Consider the following 15,470-nt stretch of genomic DNA (forward strand, 5'->3'; position numbering starts at 1 on the left):
CTGCCGGGGCAACCCACGGGTTAATCGTCGAGGCGCTCTTCTAACTGGCGCACTTCATGGGAGAGCTTGTCGAGGAACTGCATGCGGCGCATCAGGCGCTCGGCCTCCTCGCGCCGGGCGTCATCGTCCCAGCAGGCGGCGAAGCTGTCGTTGAGTTGCTCCTGCGCGCCCTTGAGGCGGCGCTTGAAGGCGGCCACGCCAGCCAGGTCGGCGTCGTCCTGCAGCTCCTCCAGCTCCTCGCGCAACTGCATCTGCTGCAGGAGGAAGTCCGGATCCTGCACCGTCACCTCCAGCGGCAGCTCGGGGCCACTCAGGGCCAGCAGGTAGCGCGCACGCCGCGACGGCGTCTTCAGCACCTGGTAGGCCTCGTTGAGGCTGGCCGAGCGCTCCAGCGCCAGGCGCTGCTCGCGCTCGCCGGCGTCGGCGAAACGATCCGGGTGAACCTGGCGCGCCAGCTCGCGGTAGCGCGCGGCCAATTGCTCGAGATCGAGACGAAAACTCGGCTGCAGCTCGAACAGGGCGAAATGACAAAGAGTACCCACGCGATAGCCTCAGACGTTGAAGCTCTCGCCGCAGCCGCATTCGCCGCGCACGTTGGGGTTATTGAACTTGAAGCCCTCGTTGAGGCCTTCCTTGACGAAGTCCAGCTCGGTGCCGTCGAGGTACACCAGGCTCTTGGGGTCGATGATCACCTTGACGCCGTGACTCTCGAACACCTGGTCCTCGGCCGCCAGTTCGTCGACGAACTCGAGCACGTAGGCCAGACCCGAACAACCGGTGGTGCGCACACCGAGGCGAATGCCCTCGCCTTTGCCGCGCCCATCGAGGGAACGCTGCACGTGGCGAGCCGCCGCTTCAGACATGGTGATGGCCATTGCAAACCTCGTGTTTAGAGCAAGCCTTTCTTCTGCTTGTAATCGCGCACGGCCGCCTTGATGGCGTCCTCGGCGAGCACCGAGCAGTGAATCTTCACCGGCGGCAACGCCAGTTCCTCGGCCAGCTGGGTGTTCTTGATGCTCTCGGCCTCGTCCAGGGTCTTGCCCTTCATCCACTCGGTGGCGAGGGAGCTGGAGGCGATGGCCGAACCGCAGCCATAGGTCTTGAACTTGGCGTCTTCGATCACGCCGCTCTCGTTGACCTTGATCTGCAGGCGCATCACGTCGCCGCAGGCCGGCGCACCGACCATGCCGGTGCCGACGTCCGGGTCTTCGGCATTCAGTTTGCCGACGTTGCGCGGGTTCTCGTAGTGGTCGATAACCTTGTCACTGTAAGCCATGGTGCTATTCCTCTCTCATCAGGTGCCGCTCTTCGGGCAGCTATCAGTGTGCTGCCCATTCCACGGAGGAAAGGTCGACACCTTCTTTGAACATATCCCACAGGGGCGACAGTTCGCGCAGCTTGTCCACCGCCTCGCGCACCTTGGCGGCGGCGTAGTCGACTTCCTCTTCGGTGGTGAAACGGCCGAAGGTGAAGCGGATCGAGCTGTGCGCCAGTTCGTCGTTGCGGCCCAGGGCGCGCAGCACGTAGGACGGCTCCAGGGAAGCCGAGGTGCAGGCGGAACCGGACGACACGGCGAGGTCCTTGAGCGCCATGATCAGCGACTCGCCCTCGACGTAGTTGAAACTCAGGTTGAGGTTGTGCGGCACGCGCTGGGTCAGGCTGCCGTTGACGTACAGCTCTTCCATGCCTTCGAGCTGGCGGTAGAAACGATCGCGCAGGGCTTTGACGCGCTGGTTTTCCGCAGCCATTTCTTCCTTGGCGATACGGAAGGCCTCGCCCATGCCGACGCACTGGTGGGTGGCCAGGGTGCCGGAGCGCATGCCGCGCTCGTGGCCGCCGCCGTGGGTCTGGGCCTCCAGGCGCACGCGAGGCTTGCGCCGTACGTAGAGGGCGCCGACGCCTTTCGGGCCGTAGGTCTTGTGCGCGGAGAAGGACATCAGGTCGACCTTGAGCTTGTCCAGGTCGATCTCCACCTTGCCGGTGGACTGCGCCGCATCGACATGCAACAGCACGCCGCGCGAGCGGGTCAGCTCGCCGATGGCGGCGATGTCGTTGATGGTGCCGATCTCGTTGTTGACATGCATCACCGACACCAGCGTGGTGTCGTCGCGCAGCGCGGCCTCGACCATGGCCGGGGTGATCAGGCCGTCTTCGCCGGGCTCCAGGTAGGTGACCTCGAAACCTTCGCGTTCGAGCTGGCGGGTGGTGTCCAGCACCGCCTTGTGCTCGATCTTCGAGGTGACGATGTGCTTGCCCTTGCTGGCGTAGAAGTGCGCCACGCCCTTGATGGCGAGGTTATCGGACTCGGTCGCGCCGCTGGTCCAGACGATCTCGCGCGGGTCGGCACCCACCAGTTCGGCGACCTGGCGGCGAGCGTTTTCCACCGCCTCTTCGGCCTTCCAGCCGAACACGTGGGAACGCGAAGCCGGGTTGCCGAAGTTACCATCGACCAGCAGGCACTCGCTCATCTTCTGCGCCACACGCGGATCGACCGGGGTGGTAGCGGAGTAATCGAGGTAAATCGGCAATTTCATCAGGCTTCTCCTATCAGGCAAACGCCCTGCTCATTCGACGGCGGACGCTTCAATCTTGTCCAGGTGTGGCACGGTCCTGCCAGTACAGCGGCGCTGATCCTGGCGCAGCGCGACTTCCTGTACCTCGCGGCGCGCGACCAGATCGGCCAGGCTGATGCCACTGAGGAACTCGTGAATCTGCTGACTGAGGTCGCACCACAGATGATGGGTCAGGCAGGTGTCGCCGGCATGGCAATCGCCCTGCCCCTGGCAACGGGTGGCATCCACCGACTCGTTGACCGCATCGATCACCTGGGCCACCTGGATGCCGCGCATATCGCGCGACAGCTGATAGCCACCGCCCGGCCCGCGCACGCTGGACACCAGATTGCCGCGCCGCAGCTTGGCGAACAGTTGCTCCAGGTAGGACAGGGAGATACCTTGCCGCTCGGAAATATCGGCCAGGGATACGGGACCATGCTGCGCGTGCAACGCCAGATCGAGCATGGCGGTAACGGCGTAACGGCCTTTGGTGGTCAGTCGCATGGCTCTACCACGAATCACTGAATTGCGGCGAAGTATGCGATTCCCGAGTATTTAAGTCAACTATAAGACCTATTGATTTACTCGGGATTGAGCGCAAAAAGAGGCGGCATCATAGCAAAGACCGCCTCGCCGCGCATCAGGCCGCAGGCTTATCGCCCTGCTGCTGGTCCTTGCACACCTCGGCGAAGTCCTCGTCGCGCAGCACCGGCAGGTCCTTGGCGCAATAGTCGCTACCCAGGGCAGTGAGCGCCTTGCACATGCCCTCGAGACGGCCGTCGACCGCATGCAGGTGATCGAGCAACTGGCCGATGGCGCGCGCCACCGGGTCCGGCATGTCCTGACCGACGCCATAGGCATCGAAGCCGATCTTCTCGGCCATCGCCTGACGCTTGGCCTCCTGCTCGTCGTCGGACTTGACGATGATCTTGCCGGGAATCCCCACCGCGGTAGCACCGGCCGGCACCTCCTTGGTCACCACCGCATTGGAGCCGATCTTGGCACCGGCGCCGACAGTGAACGGACCAAGTACCTTGGCCCCGGCGCCGACCACCACGCCGTCTTCCAGGGTCGGGTGGCGCTTGCCCTTGTTCCAGCTGGTGCCGCCCAGGGTCACCCCCTGGTACAGCGTGACGTCGTTGCCGATCTCGGCGGTCTCGCCGATGACGATGCCCATGCCGTGGTCGATGAAGAAACGCCGACCGATCTTCGCCCCCGGATGAATCTCGATACCGGTCAGCCAGCGGCCGAAGTTGGACACCACCCGCGCCAGCCACTTCCAGCCCGAGCGCCACAGGGCGTGGGCAACGCGATGCAGCCAGACCGCATGCAGGCCCGGGTAGCAGGTGACCACCTCAAAGGCGTTGCGCGCCGCCGGATCGCGGTGAAACACGCTCTGGATATCTTCTCGCATGCGCTCAAACATCGGACTTCCCCTGCTTGTGAGGCTCACCGCGCACGGCCTTCTCGGTCTCGGTGAGAATGCCGCGCAGGATATTCATTTCCAATTTGCTCACCGCACTGCGCCCATACAGGCGACGCAGACGGGTCATCAGGTGCCGCGGCTTCAGCGGATCGAGGAATCCGATCATCACCAGCACCCGCTGCAGGTGGCCGTAGAAGGACTCCAGCTCATCCGCCGTAGCCGCCTGGGAATTGAGCATGGCAGTGGTTTCCAGCTTCTCCACCTTGGTCGGTAGATTCTGCGCCGCCAGCCAGGCCATGCGCACTTCGTAGGCCAGCACCTGCACCGCCGCCGCCAGGTTCAGCGAACTGAACTCGGGATTGGACGGGATATGCACGTGGTACTGACAGCGCTGCAGCTCCTCGTTGGTCAGCCCGGCGTACTCGCGACCGAACACCAACGCCACCTCGCCGCCGGAGGCAGCCTGTTCGCAACTGGTCACCCCGCACTCGCGCGGATCGAGCAGCGGCCAGGGAATGCGCCGATCCCGCGCACTGGTGCCGATCACCAGGCTGCAGCCGACCAGCGCCTCCTCCAGCGTGCCGACCACCAGCGCCGCATCGAGGATATCCGTGGCGCCGGAGGCGCGCGCCACCGCGTCGCCGCTGGGAAAATCCTCGGGATCTACCAGCACCAGACGCGACAGGCCCATGTTCTTCATCGCCCGCGCCGCGCCGCCGATATTGCCCGGATGACTGGTGTTGACCAAAACCACGCGAATATTGTCCAGCAACGCAGGCACTCTCAGAGACGACAAGGGGGCAACGATCTTACCCAAGCCCTCGGATTAATGCCATGCGGCGTACAGACGGCACTGCATCCGCCGGACTTTTCTGCTAACATGGCCGGCTTTCTTTAACGCCCCAGGTGAACCTTCCATGCAGCCCATGCTGAATATCGCCCTGCGCGCCGCTCGCAGCGCCGGTGAAATGATCTTTCGCTCCATCGAGCGCCTGGACGTCATCTCGGTCGACGAGAAGGATGCCAAGGATTACGTCACCGAGGTCGATCGCGCCGCCGAACTGATGATCGTCCAGGCCATTCGCAAGGCCTACCCGACCCACAGCTTCCTCGGCGAGGAAGGCGGTGCACTGGAAGGCAGCGGCGAAGGCGCCGACTACCAGTGGATCATCGACCCGCTGGACGGCACCACCAACTTCATCCGCGGCGTGCCGCACTTCGCCATCAGCATCGCCTGCAAGTACCGCGGCCGCCTGGAGCACGCCATCGTGCTCGACCCGGTGCGCCAGGAAGAATTCACCGCCAGCCGCGGCCGCGGCGCCGCCCTCAATGGCCGCCGCCTGCGCGTGAGCAACCGCAAGAGCCTGGACGGCGCGCTGCTGGGTACCGGCTTCCCGTTCCGCAACGAGCAACTGGACAACCTCGAGAACTACCTGGGCATGTTCCGCAGCCTGGTCGGCCAGACCGCCGGCCTGCGCCGTGCCGGCGCCGCCAGCCTGGACCTGGCCTACGTCGCCGCCGGTCGCTACGACGCATTCTGGGAGTTCGGCCTGTCCGAGTGGGACATGGCCGCCGGCGCCCTGCTGATTCAGGAAGCAGGCGGCCTGGTCAGCGACTTCAGCGGCAGCCACGAATTCCTCGAGAAGGGCCAGATCGTCGCCGGCAACACCAAGTGCTTCAAGGCCGTGCTGACCGCCATTCAGCCGCACCTGGCGCCGTCGATGAAGCGCTGAGCGCCAGTCGCCCGACAATAAAAAAACGCCCCGAGGGGCGTTTTTTTATGAACGGCGATTATTGCGCCTGCTGCACCAGCACCAGCTCACCCTGCTTGTTAACCGGAATCTGAGCGCCCGGATCGCGGTCCATGCGCACGGTACCGACCTGCTCGCCCAGCTGATACTTGACGTCGTACCCCACCAGCTTCTCGCTGGTGTCGGTCACGGTGTTGCAGCGGGTTTCGGTGGTGGTGTAGGTGTCGCGCGCCTGCATGCCTTCCTGGATCTTGTTGCCGGCGTAGCCGCCGCCGACCGCACCAGCTACGGTGGCGATCTTCTTGCCGCTGCCGCCGCCAACCTGATTGCCCAGCAGACCGCCGGCGATGGCGCCGATGGCGGTGCCGGCGATCTGGTGCTGATCCTTAACTGGCGCCTGACGGGTAACGGTGACGTCCTTGCACACCTCGCGCGGCGTCTTGATGGTTTCCTTGACCGGGGTCACCGCCAGCACTTCGGCATACTGCGGGCCGCGATCGACCAGGCTGTAAGTGGCAACCGCGCCGCCAGCGGTAACGCCGACAGCGCCCAGCACGGTACCGATCAACATCGACTTGTTCATGATTCTCTCCTAGGCTCGGCGACTCGCGCCTTTCTCCTTGCCTAGGACAGCAGAAGGCCGCGACAAGTTCGCCCTGTCGCGGCCCGCATGCGCATTACATGAAGCAGGTCACAGCCTCAGGGGCGCCCGTCGTCAACCTCGGCTTCGACGGCCGGCGGAATCAGATCCTCGACGCTCAGCTTCAGCCAGATCAGCACCACGGAGCCGATGTACACCGACGAGTAGGTACCCACCACCACACCGACCAGCAGGGTCAGGGCGAAGGCCGCCAGCACGTCGCCGCCGAAGAACAGCAGCGCCAGCAGGGCCAGCGCGGTGGACAACGAGGTGGCAATGGTACGCAGCAGGGTCTGGGTGATCGAGATGTCGATGTTCTCGACCAGCGACGCCTTGCGCAGCATGCGGAAGTTCTCGCGGATGCGGTCGTAGATGATGATGGTGTCGTTCAGCGAGTAACCGATCATCGCCAGTACCGCCGCCAGCACGGTCAGGTCGAAGGGAATCTGGAAGAACGCCAGCACGCCAAGGGTGATCACCACGTCGTGCACCAGGGAGGCGATGGCGCCGACGCCGAATTTCCACTGGAAGCGAAACGCCAGGTACAGCAGGATGCCGCCCAGCGCCAGGAGCATGGCGATGCCGCCCTGGTCGCGCAGTTCCTCACCCACCTGCGGACCGACGAACTCGACCCGCTTGACCTCGAACTCGGTGGTGCTGTCGACCTTGCGCAGGGCCTCGGCCACCCGGTTGCCCAGGTCGGGGTCATCGCCCGCCAGGCGCACCAGCACATCGGTGCTGGCGCCGAAGTTCTGCACCACGGCGTCGGCGTAACCGGCCTGGCCCAGCTCGCGCTTGATCAGCTCGAGGTCGGCCGGCTGCTCGTATTGCAGCTCGATCAGGGTACCGCCGGTGAAATCCAGACCGAAGTTCAGGCCCTTGGCGAACAGCGCCCCGAGCCCGACCAGGGTGAGCACCAGGGTCATGGTAAAGGCGATGTTGCGCACCGCCATGAAACGAATGGTTGACTTGATCATGGCTAGATCCACAGCTTCTTGAAGTTACGGCCACCGAAGATCAGGTTGACCAGGCCACGGGTGAACATGATGGCGGTGAACATCGAGGTGACGATGCCCAGCGACATGGTCACCGCGAAGCCCTTGACCGGGCCGGTGCCCATGGCGAACAGGATGCCGCCGACCAGCAGGGTGGTCAGGTTACTGTCGAGAATTGCCGAGAAGGCGCGGTCGAAACCCTCGTGGATGGCGCGCTGCACGGGCAGGCCATTGGCCAATTCCTCGCGGATACGCGAGAAGATCAGCACGTTGGCGTCCACCGCCATGCCCAGGGTCAGCACGATACCGGCGATGCCTGGCAGGGTCAGGGTGGCGCCGATGGCCGACATCAGACCGACCAGCAACACCAGGTTGAACGCCAGCGCGACGGTCGCCAGCACCCCGAAGAAGCGGTAGATGGCGACGATGAACAGCGCCACGAAGATCATCGCCCACTCGGTGGACTCGATGCCCTTGGCGATGTTCTCGGCACCCAGGCTCGGGCCGATGGTGCGCTCCTCGGCGAAGTACATCGGCGCCGCCAGGCCGCCGGCACGCAGCAGCAGAGCCAGCTCGGAGGATTCGCCCTGGCCGTTGAGGCCGGTGATGCGGAACTGGCTGCCCAAAGGCGACTGGATGGTCGCCAGGCTGATGATCTTCTTCTCCTCGACGAAGGACGATACGGCCACTTCCTGCTCGACGCCGTCGACCACCTGACGCACGTAGCGGGTCACCGGCTTCTGCTCGATGAAGATCACCGCCATGCTGCGCCCCACGTTGTTGCGCGTGGCACGGTTCATCAGGTCGCCGCCGTGGCCGTCGAGACGGATGTTGACCTGTGGCCGGCCGTTCTCGTCGAAGCTGGCCTGGGCGTCGGTGACCTGGTCGCCGGTGATGATCAGCTCACGCTCGAGTTGCACCGGCGGGCGGCCTTCCTCGCGGAAACCGAAGGTTTCGGTGGCGCCGCGCGGCGCGTCGAAATCGGCCTGCAGGCGGAATTCCAGGTTGGCGGTCTTGCCGAGGATGCGCTTGGCTTCGGCGGTGTCCTGCACGCCCGGCAGCTCGACCACGATACGGTTGGCACCCTGACGCTGCACCAGCGGTTCGGCCACGCCGAGTTCGTTGACCCGGTTGCGCACTGTGGTGAGGTTCTGCTTGATCGAGTACTCGCGGATCTCGGCGATCTTCGCCGCGGTCAGGCCGAGTTGCAGCACCTGCTGACCACCGCGCTCGACGGTGGTGATCTCAAAATCGTTGAAGTCCTTGCGAATCAGGCGCTGAGCCTGCTCCAGCGCATCGCTGTCGGCGAAGCCGAGCTGAATGCGACCGTCCTGTTCCGGCATGCTGCGGTAGCGAATGCGCTCCTTGCGCAGCAGGCTCTTGATCTCGCCTTCGTAGACCTTGCGTCGCACATCCAGCGCCTTGTCCATGTCGACTTCCAGCAGGAAGTGCACGCCGCCGGACAGGTCCAGGCCCAGTTTCATCGGGCTGGCGCCGAGGCTGCGCAGCCAGTCGGGGGTGGTCTGCGCCAGGTTCAGCGCCACCACGTAGTCGTCGCCCAGGGCGCGGCGGACCACGTCCTTGGCCGGCAGCTGGTCATCCTGCTTGGTCAGACGGATCAGGCCAGTGCGGCCGCGCTCGTCGAGGCCGATGTCCTTGACCGCGATGCCGGCATCCTGCAGCGCCTTGCCGGCACGATCGAGATCGCTCTGCTCGATGCTCAGCGCCGAGCTGGCGCCGCTGATCTGCACGGCCGGATCGTCCGGATAGAGATTGGGGATGGAGTACACCAGGCCGACGGCCAATACGGCCAGAATCAGCAGGTACTTCCACAGAGGGTATTTATTGAGCATGAACGAGCCGCCCGCTTATGACGCGGGGCGCTAAAAGCGCCCCGTCGAGTGGAAAACTAACAACCGAATCAGATGGCTTTCAGCGTGCCCTTGGGCAGGGTGGCGGCGATGGCCTGCTTCTGGAACTTCAGCTCGACGCTGTCGGAAACCTCGATCACCACGAAATCGTCGGCCACCTTGGTCACCTTGCCGGCGATACCGCCGCTGGTCACCACCTCGTCGCCCTTCTGCAGGCTGCCGAGCAGGTTCTTGTGCTCCTTGGCGCGCTTGGCCTGGGGACGCCAGATCATCAGGTAGAAGATGACCAGAAAGCCGATCAGGAACACCCACTCGAAGCCGCTACCGGCAGGGCCGGCAGCCGGAGCGGTGTCAGCGTAGGCGGCGGGGATGAAAAAGCTCATGTATCACTCCTAATGGAAAGGATGTTGAATCGTTCGGGAATCAGTCCAGCGGCGGCACGGGCAGGCCGCGCTTGGCATAGAAGCTTTCGACAAAGGCGGCCAATGTACCCTGTCCGATAGCCTCGCGCAAACCAGCCATAACCCGCTGATATTGCCGCAAGTTATGGATGGTATTGAGCATGCTACCGAGCATTTCGCCGCACTTGTCCAGGTGATGCAGGTAGGCGCGGGAGAAGTGTTTGCAGGTGTAACAGTCGCAGCTCGGATCCAGCGGCGAGTCGTCGTGCTTGTGCACGGCGTTGCGGATCTTCACCACGCCGCTGTCGACGAACAGGTGGCCGTTGCGTGCATTGCGCGTCGGCATCACGCAGTCGAACATGTCCACCCCGCGGCGCACGCCCTCGACCAGGTCTTCCGGCTTGCCCACGCCCATCAGGTAGCGCGGCTTGTCGGCCGGCATCTGCGGCGGCAGGAAGTCCAGCACGCGGATCATCTCCTCCTTCGGCTCGCCCACCGACAGACCGCCGATGGCCAGGCCGTCGAAGCCGATCTCGCACAGCCCTTCCAGCGAGCGCATGCGCAACTCTTCGTGCATGCCGCCCTGGACGATGCCGAACAGCGCCGCCGTGCTCTCGCCATGGGCGGTCTTGGAACGCTTGGCCCAACGCAGCGACAGCTCCATGGAGCGCTTGGCCACGTCGAACTCGGCCGGGTACGGCGTGCATTCGTCGAAGATCATCACGATGTCCGAGCCCAGGTCGCGCTGCACCTGCATCGACTCTTCCGGGCCCATGAACACCTTGGCGCCATCGACCGGCGAGGCGAAGTACACGCCCTCCTCCTTGATCTTGCGCATCGCGCCCAGGCTGAACACCTGAAAACCGCCGGAGTCGGTGAGGATCGGCCCCTGCCACTGCATGAAGTCGTGCAGGTCGCCGTGCTTCTTGATCACTTCCATGCCCGGGCGCAGCCACAGGTGGAAGGTGTTACCGAGGATGATCTGCGCGCCGATATCCTCGACGTCGCGCGGCAACATGCCCTTGACCGTGCCGTAGGTACCCACCGGCATGAAGGCCGGGGTCTCGACCACGCCACGGGGGAAGGTCAGCCGGCCGCGACGGGCCTTGCCGTCGGTAGCCAGCAACTCGAAGGACATGCGACAGGTGCGCGACATACTCAAACCTCGGGCCCGCGCGCGGCGGGATTGCGGGTGATGAACATGGCATCACCGTAACTGAAGAAGCGATAGCCCTGCGCCACGGCCTCGCGGTAGGCGGCCATGGTCTCGGCGTAGCCGGCGAAGGCCGACACCAGCATCAGCAGGGTCGACTCGGGCAAATGGAAATTGGTCACCAGGGCATCGACCACATGGAACGGGCGGCCCGGGTAGATGAAGATGTCGGTGTCGCCGCTGAAGGCCTTCAGCTCGCCATCGCGCGCCGCCGTCTCCAGCGAGCGCACGCTGGTGGTGCCCACCGCGATCACCCGACCGCCGCGCGCCCGGCAGGCGGCCACGGCGTCGACCACGTCCTGACCGACCTCCAGCCATTCGCTGTGCATATGGTGGTCTTCGATCCGCTCGACACGCACCGGCTGGAAGGTGCCGGCACCGACGTGCAGGGTGACGAAGGCGGTGTCCACGCCCTTGGCGCGGATCGCCGCCAGCAGCTCGTCGTCGAAGTGCAACCCGGCGGTGGGCGCCGCCACCGCACCGGCCTTCTCGGCGTAGACGGTCTGGTAGCGCTCGCGGTCGGCCTCGTCGTCCGGCCTGTCTATATAAGGCGGCAGCGGCATATGACCGACGCGTTCGAGCATCGGCAGCACCGGCTCGGTAAAGCGCAGCTCAAACAGGGCGTCGTGACGCGCGACCATCTCGGCCTCGCCGCCACCGTCGACGAAAATCTGCGAACCGGGCTTGGGCGATTTACTGGAACGCACGTGCGCCAGCACGCGGTGCTGATCCAGCACCCGCTCTACCAGCACCTCGAGCTTGCCGCCGGAGGCCTTCTGGCCGAACAACCGCGCCGGAATCACCCGGGTATTGTTGAACACCATCAGATCGCCGGCGCGCAAATGGCCGAGCAAGTCGGTGAACTGGCCGTGGCGCAGTTCGCCGCTGGGCCCGTCCAGTTGCAGCAGACGGCTGGCCCGACGTTCGGCCAGGGGATGACGGGCGATCAACGACTCGGGAAGATCGAAGTGGAAATCGGCAACACGCATGATCGGAGGGGGCAATTCTGCAGGGCGGCAAAGCTTACCGGAATTCCCCCAAACTGGCCACGCACGCCGATTGACCGGACTCTGAGGCATCCCTATACTGCGCCGCCATCGTGCCCCGGTGGCGGAATCGGTAGACGCGGCGGATTCAAAATCCGTTTTCGAAAGGAGTGGGAGTTCGAGTCTCCCCCGGGGCACCAGCTTAGAGCCCGCAAGACCTTGGTCTTGCGGGCTTTTTCATGCCCGCGCCAGGGACTTCGCGCCGTGCCGCACAAGTGCTGCAACTGCACTTTCCCAGCCCCTCGGCGAGCCCCGTAAAACCTGGCCAACAGCCGCGCCGGCGGGGGTTGGCAATTGCGCAAAAGTTAGCGTAGAGTGATTGCACTGTTTGCATGGGTCGCTGTGAATCGTGACCTGGTGCAGTAGATCATCAAGATCCGCTACATCCCGCTCGACTTCTATTACTCCTTGCAACCAGTCTCAGCCCTCTATAGTTAGAGGCTGTCATCAACTCTAGTTTCAAGGAAAAAGACATGTCGAATCGTCAGAACGGTACCGTCAAGTGGTTTAACGACGAGAAAGGTTTTGGTTTTATCACTCCCGAGAGCGGTCCGGATCTGTTCGTGCACTTCCGCGCGATCGAAGGCAATGGTTTCAAGAGCCTGAAAGAAGGTCAGAAAGTCAGCTTCGTCGCTGTGCAAGGTCAAAAAGGCATGCAGGCCGACCAGGTTCAGATCCTGGGCTGATCGCCGCTGCTTTGAAGAACCCCTGATGCTGCATCGGGGGTTTTTTTATGCCTGTGGAAAAGTCGCGGTTAGAATGGCGCGCCCTATCGTCACAGCGAGCCCATCATGCCGAGACACCAGCTGCGCCCGCAGGGGGACTTCCCCACTGCCGGCCTGATCCGTCGCCTGGCGGCGATCTTCTACGACTTCCTGCTCTGCGTCGCGCTGATCATGGTGGTCACCCTGATCTATCAGCAGGGGATCCTGCGCCTGATCCACGGCAGCGAGGCCCTGCTGGCCATGGCCGAAGCCGGCGCCCTGGACAACGACCCGATCCTGGCCAGCCTGGTGCTGCTCAGCCTGTTCGCCTTCTTCGCCAAGTTCTGGACCCACAACGGCCAGACCCTGGGCATGCAGGCCTGGGGCCTGCGCATCCAGAACGCCGACGGCAGCGCCATCGACCTGTGGCAGGCGCTGCTGCGCTTCGTGGTCGCCATCGGCTCCTGGCTGTTCGCCGGCCTCGGTTTTCTCTGGATGCTGTGGGACAAACAGGGCCGCACCTGGCACGACATTTACTCCGACAGCCACGTGGTACAACTGCCGAAGAATATCCACAAGAAGTAGCGCGACGCAGGCAGAAAAAAGCCGGCTCTGATAGCCGGCTTTTTCATGCACACGCGAAGCTCAGCCCGCACGCCTCAGCAGCCACACCCCGGCCAGCGCGCAGATCCCCGCCGGCACCAGCACCGCCAGCAGCGGCGAGAAGCCGAACACCAGACTGGACGGCCCGAGCAGGTCCTGGGCGATGCGGAACACGAAGCCCACCAGCACGCCGGTGAACACCCGCTGCCCCAGGGTAACAGAGCGCAGCGGGCCGAAGATGAAGGAAATCGCCATCAACACCAGCGCGCCGGTCACCAGCGGCTGCAGCACCTTGCTCCAGAACGCCAGCCAGTAGCGGGCGTTGTTCAGGCCCTGCTCGCCCAGGTAGTGGATGTACTGCCACAGGCCGCTGACCGACAGCGACTCGGGCTCCATCACCACGGTGCTGAGTAGTTGCGGGCTCAATTCGATGTCCCAGCGCTCCTCGGGACTCTTGACCACCTCGGTGGCGCCTTCGCGGAAGTGGGTGGTCTGCACATTGCGCAACACCCAGTGATCGCCGCGGTGCTCGGCGCGCCGGGCGAAGCTGGCGGACTGCATGCGCCGCTCGCCGTCGAAACGGTAGCGGGTCACCCCGAGCAGCAGGCCATTGGGTTGCACGGCGTTGATATGCACGTACTCCTGCCCCTGGCGGTGCCACATACCGCGCTTGGAGCTCTGCGCGGCGCCGCCGCCCTGGGCCAGGGCGCGGTCGGCCTGGGCCTGGTTCTCGGTCAGCGGTGCGACGTACTCGCCGACCAGGATGCCGGCCAGCATCAGCACCAGCATGGGCTTCATCACGGCCCAGACGATGCGGCCGATGGACACCCCGGCGGCGCGCATGATGGTCAGTTCGCTGTTGCTGGCCAGGCTGCCGAGGCCGATCAGGCAGCCGATCAGCGCCGCCATCGGCAGCATCTCGTAGGCACGCCGCGGCGCGGTCAGCAGCACGTACCAGAGCGCCTGGCCGACGCCGTAGTCGCCCTTGTTGAGGTCGCCCAGCTCGTCGATGAAGGCGAACAGCAGGGCCAGGCCGAGGATGATGCCCAGCACCGCGAGAATGGCCAGGAACACCTGGGTGCCGATGTACCTATCCAGCTTAGCCATGGGCCACCTCCACTGCCGCAGCGCGGCGGCCGGCCCACCACAGGCTCAATTGTTCCCAGTACAGCAGCAGCACACCGATCGCCAGGAAGATGCCATGCACCCACCACAGCCCCAGCCCGGGCGGCAGCTTGCCCTTGTCCAGCGCGCCGCGGGCAGCGATCAGCAGACCCAGATAGGCCATATACAGGAAGATTGCCGGCAACAGCTTGAGGAAGCGCCCCTGGCGCGGGTTGACCTTCGACAGCGGTACCGCCAGCAGGGTGACCACGAACACCAGCAGCGGAATCGACAGGCGCCACTGCAGTTCGGCCTGCAGGCGCGGATCATCGCTGCCCAGCAGCTCGCGGGTCGGCATCGCCTCGCGCTCGCTGGCCTCGATGGCCACCTCCGGCTTGGGCAGCAGCACGCCGTAGGTGTCGTACTGGATGGCGCGGTAATCGGCTTCGCCCGGCTCGCCGTCGTAGCGGTAGCCGTTCTCCAGGATCAGGTAGCGACTGCCGTCGGCCTGGATTTCCTGGCGCCCGCTCTCGGCCACCAGCACGGTGATGCCGCGTTCGGATCGACCGTCGGCGGAGAAGCGCTTCTCCGACATGAACACCCCGCGCAACTCGCTGCGGTCGGCCGACAGCTCCTGCGAATAGGTCACCCGCGAGCCGTCCTTCATCGACTGGAAGCGCCCCGGCACCAGGGTGTCCAGCTCGGTCAGGGCATCCTGTTCGTTGAGAATGCGCGACACCTCGGCCACGCCCTGCGGCGCCAGGCCCATGCTCAACCAGCCGGCCAGCAGGGCGACGATCAGCGCCGGCGCCATGCTGTAGGCGGTCAGCCGCTGCTGGCTGACGCCGGTGGCCGAGAGCACGGTCATTTCGCTGTCGAGATAGAGACGGCCATAGGCCAGGAGGAAACCGAGGAACAGGCCCAACGGCAGGATCAGCTGGAGGAAGCCGGGAATCCGGTACCCCATGATCAGAAACAGCACGCCGGGATCAAGCGCCCCCTGCGCGGCCTGCGCCAGGTACTTGATGAAACGGCCGCTCATGATGATCACCAGCAGCACGGCGCTCACCGCACTGAGGGTTACCAGCACTTCGCGGGACAGATAACGGAAGACGATCAAACCGGACGCTCCAGGGTTGTCAGGCTCGGGCGCGAACGCTC

18 protein-coding genes and 1 tRNA gene are annotated in these 15,470 nt (G+C 64.6%); 4 read left to right on the top strand and 15 right to left on the bottom strand.

Annotation, left to right across the window (positions count from 1 at the left end; genetic code table 11):
• Positions 1 to 20: 20 nt before the first annotated feature.
• The 7 genes from hscB to trmJ form a co-directional block, all read right to left on the bottom strand.
• Positions 21 to 542, bottom strand: coding sequence for a co-chaperone HscB (hscB, locus tag EA796_RS12410; RefSeq protein ID WP_122108833.1), 522 nt, complete (start codon positions 540 to 542; stop codon positions 21 to 23).
• 9 nt (positions 543 to 551) lie between these two features.
• Positions 552 to 875, bottom strand: a complete 324-nt coding sequence (gene iscA, locus EA796_RS12415) for an iron-sulfur cluster assembly protein IscA (RefSeq protein WP_021442761.1) — start codon at positions 873 to 875, stop codon at positions 552 to 554.
• 14 nt (positions 876 to 889) lie between these two features.
• On the bottom strand, positions 890 to 1,276 hold the full coding sequence (gene iscU / locus EA796_RS12420; protein WP_003246233.1) for a Fe-S cluster assembly scaffold IscU: 387 nt from the start codon (positions 1,274 to 1,276) through the stop codon (positions 890 to 892).
• Between the two features lie 43 nt (positions 1,277 to 1,319).
• Complete coding sequence (locus tag EA796_RS12425; RefSeq protein WP_122108834.1) at positions 1,320 to 2,534, bottom strand: IscS subfamily cysteine desulfurase; 1,215 nt, start codon at positions 2,532 to 2,534, stop codon at positions 1,320 to 1,322.
• Positions 2,535 to 2,564: 30 nt separating this feature from the next.
• Positions 2,565 to 3,059, bottom strand: a complete 495-nt coding sequence (gene iscR / locus EA796_RS12430) for a Fe-S cluster assembly transcriptional regulator IscR (protein WP_122108835.1) — start codon at positions 3,057 to 3,059, stop codon at positions 2,565 to 2,567.
• A gap of 136 nt (positions 3,060 to 3,195) precedes the next feature.
• Complete coding sequence (cysE, locus tag EA796_RS12435) at positions 3,196 to 3,981, bottom strand: serine O-acetyltransferase (RefSeq protein ID WP_021442764.1); 786 nt, start codon at positions 3,979 to 3,981, stop codon at positions 3,196 to 3,198.
• Positions 3,974 to 4,753, bottom strand: coding sequence for a tRNA (cytosine(32)/uridine(32)-2'-O)-methyltransferase TrmJ (gene trmJ / locus EA796_RS12440; RefSeq protein ID WP_178082561.1), 780 nt, complete (start codon positions 4,751 to 4,753; stop codon positions 3,974 to 3,976). The genes cysE and trmJ overlap by 8 nt, the downstream gene beginning before the upstream one ends.
• A 145-nt stretch (positions 4,754 to 4,898) precedes the next feature.
• Here trmJ and suhB point away from each other — a divergent pair, with 145 nt between their 5' ends.
• Positions 4,899 to 5,714, top strand: coding sequence for an inositol-phosphate phosphatase (suhB, locus tag EA796_RS12445; protein WP_122108837.1), 816 nt, complete (start codon positions 4,899 to 4,901; stop codon positions 5,712 to 5,714).
• A 58-nt stretch (positions 5,715 to 5,772) separates the two neighbouring features.
• Here suhB and EA796_RS12450 read toward each other — a convergent pair whose 3' ends face one another.
• From EA796_RS12450 to queA, 6 genes are all read right to left on the bottom strand, one after another.
• A complete protein-coding gene (locus tag EA796_RS12450) occupies positions 5,773 to 6,315 on the bottom strand; it encodes a glycine zipper 2TM domain-containing protein (RefSeq protein WP_021442767.1) in 543 nt (180 codons plus the stop codon).
• 116 nt (positions 6,316 to 6,431) lie between these two features.
• Positions 6,432 to 7,349, bottom strand: coding sequence for a protein translocase subunit SecF (gene secF, locus EA796_RS12455; protein ID WP_122108838.1), 918 nt, complete (start codon positions 7,347 to 7,349; stop codon positions 6,432 to 6,434).
• A 2-nt stretch (positions 7,350 to 7,351) separates the two neighbouring features.
• Positions 7,352 to 9,220 (bottom strand): protein translocase subunit SecD, encoded by a 1,869-nt coding sequence (secD, locus tag EA796_RS12460; protein WP_021442769.1) that lies wholly within the window; start codon positions 9,218 to 9,220, stop codon positions 7,352 to 7,354.
• A gap of 68 nt (positions 9,221 to 9,288) precedes the next feature.
• Complete coding sequence (gene yajC, locus EA796_RS12465; RefSeq protein WP_021442770.1) at positions 9,289 to 9,621, bottom strand: preprotein translocase subunit YajC; 333 nt, start codon at positions 9,619 to 9,621, stop codon at positions 9,289 to 9,291.
• Positions 9,622 to 9,661: 40 nt separating this feature from the next.
• Positions 9,662 to 10,777 (bottom strand): tRNA guanosine(34) transglycosylase Tgt, encoded by a 1,116-nt coding sequence (gene tgt / locus EA796_RS12470; protein ID WP_122108895.1) that lies wholly within the window; start codon positions 10,775 to 10,777, stop codon positions 9,662 to 9,664.
• Between the two features lie 20 nt (positions 10,778 to 10,797).
• Positions 10,798 to 11,841, bottom strand: a complete 1,044-nt coding sequence (queA, locus tag EA796_RS12475) for a tRNA preQ1(34) S-adenosylmethionine ribosyltransferase-isomerase QueA (RefSeq protein WP_021442772.1) — start codon at positions 11,839 to 11,841, stop codon at positions 10,798 to 10,800.
• Between the two features lie 112 nt (positions 11,842 to 11,953).
• On the opposite strand from queA, the gene EA796_RS12480 reads away from it, so the two are divergent.
• The 3 genes from EA796_RS12480 (at position 11,954) to EA796_RS12490 (ending at position 13,187) form a co-directional block, all read left to right on the top strand.
• Positions 11,954 to 12,038 (top strand) — tRNA-Leu (locus EA796_RS12480).
• 333 nt (positions 12,039 to 12,371) lie between these two features.
• The gene (locus tag EA796_RS12485) at positions 12,372 to 12,584 is read left to right on the top strand and encodes a cold-shock protein (RefSeq protein ID WP_003298189.1); all 213 of its coding nucleotides are present in this window, start codon (positions 12,372 to 12,374) and stop codon (positions 12,582 to 12,584) included.
• Between the two features lie 105 nt (positions 12,585 to 12,689).
• Positions 12,690 to 13,187 (top strand): RDD family protein, encoded by a 498-nt coding sequence (locus tag EA796_RS12490; RefSeq protein WP_122108839.1) that lies wholly within the window; start codon positions 12,690 to 12,692, stop codon positions 13,185 to 13,187.
• A 60-nt stretch (positions 13,188 to 13,247) separates the two neighbouring features.
• Here EA796_RS12490 and lptG read toward each other — a convergent pair whose 3' ends face one another.
• Positions 13,248 to 14,312, bottom strand: a complete 1,065-nt coding sequence (gene lptG / locus EA796_RS12495; protein WP_122108840.1) for an LPS export ABC transporter permease LptG — start codon at positions 14,310 to 14,312, stop codon at positions 13,248 to 13,250.
• The gene (gene lptF, locus EA796_RS12500) at positions 14,305 to 15,429 is read right to left on the bottom strand and encodes an LPS export ABC transporter permease LptF (protein ID WP_021442064.1); all 1,125 of its coding nucleotides are present in this window, start codon (positions 15,427 to 15,429) and stop codon (positions 14,305 to 14,307) included. Before lptF ends, lptG begins: the two co-directional genes overlap by 8 nt.
• Between the last annotated feature and the right edge of the window lie 41 nt (positions 15,430 to 15,470).

Source organism: Pseudomonas sp. AOB-7 (genome assembly GCF_003696305.1).
Taxonomy (GTDB): Bacteria; Pseudomonadota; Gammaproteobacteria; order Pseudomonadales; family Pseudomonadaceae; genus Aquipseudomonas.

What these genes read in the sequence shown, in the direction of transcription:
- cysE (WP_021442764.1), bottom strand. Translation starts at nt 3,981, where the DNA reads ATGTTTGAGCGCATGCGAGAAGATATCCAGAGCGTGTTTCACCGCGAT.
- queA (WP_021442772.1), bottom strand. Translation starts at nt 11,841, where the DNA reads ATGCGTGTTGCCGATTTCCACTTCGATCTTCCCGAGTCGTTGATCGCC.
- lptG (WP_122108840.1), bottom strand. Translation starts at nt 14,312, where the DNA reads ATGGCTAAGCTGGATAGGTACATCGGCACCCAGGTGTTCCTGGCCATT.
- secD (WP_021442769.1), bottom strand. Translation starts at nt 9,220, where the DNA reads ATGCTCAATAAATACCCTCTGTGGAAGTACCTGCTGATTCTGGCCGTA.
- iscR (WP_122108835.1), bottom strand. Translation starts at nt 3,059, where the DNA reads ATGCGACTGACCACCAAAGGCCGTTACGCCGTTACCGCCATGCTCGAT.
- EA796_RS12450 (WP_021442767.1), bottom strand. Translation starts at nt 6,315, where the DNA reads ATGAACAAGTCGATGTTGATCGGTACCGTGCTGGGCGCTGTCGGCGTT.
- EA796_RS12490 (WP_122108839.1), top strand. Translation starts at nt 12,690, where the DNA reads ATGCCGAGACACCAGCTGCGCCCGCAGGGGGACTTCCCCACTGCCGGC.
- EA796_RS12485 (WP_003298189.1), top strand. Translation starts at nt 12,372, where the DNA reads ATGTCGAATCGTCAGAACGGTACCGTCAAGTGGTTTAACGACGAGAAA.
- tgt (WP_122108895.1), bottom strand. Translation starts at nt 10,777, where the DNA reads ATGTCCTTCGAGTTGCTGGCTACCGACGGCAAGGCCCGTCGCGGCCGG.
- secF (WP_122108838.1), bottom strand. Translation starts at nt 7,349, where the DNA reads ATGATCAAGTCAACCATTCGTTTCATGGCGGTGCGCAACATCGCCTTT.
- iscA (WP_021442761.1), bottom strand. Translation starts at nt 875, where the DNA reads ATGGCCATCACCATGTCTGAAGCGGCGGCTCGCCACGTGCAGCGTTCC.
- EA796_RS12425 (WP_122108834.1), bottom strand. Translation starts at nt 2,534, where the DNA reads ATGAAATTGCCGATTTACCTCGATTACTCCGCTACCACCCCGGTCGAT.
- suhB (WP_122108837.1), top strand. Translation starts at nt 4,899, where the DNA reads ATGCAGCCCATGCTGAATATCGCCCTGCGCGCCGCTCGCAGCGCCGGT.
- yajC (WP_021442770.1), bottom strand. Translation starts at nt 9,621, where the DNA reads ATGAGCTTTTTCATCCCCGCCGCCTACGCTGACACCGCTCCGGCTGCC.
- iscU (WP_003246233.1), bottom strand. Translation starts at nt 1,276, where the DNA reads ATGGCTTACAGTGACAAGGTTATCGACCACTACGAGAACCCGCGCAAC.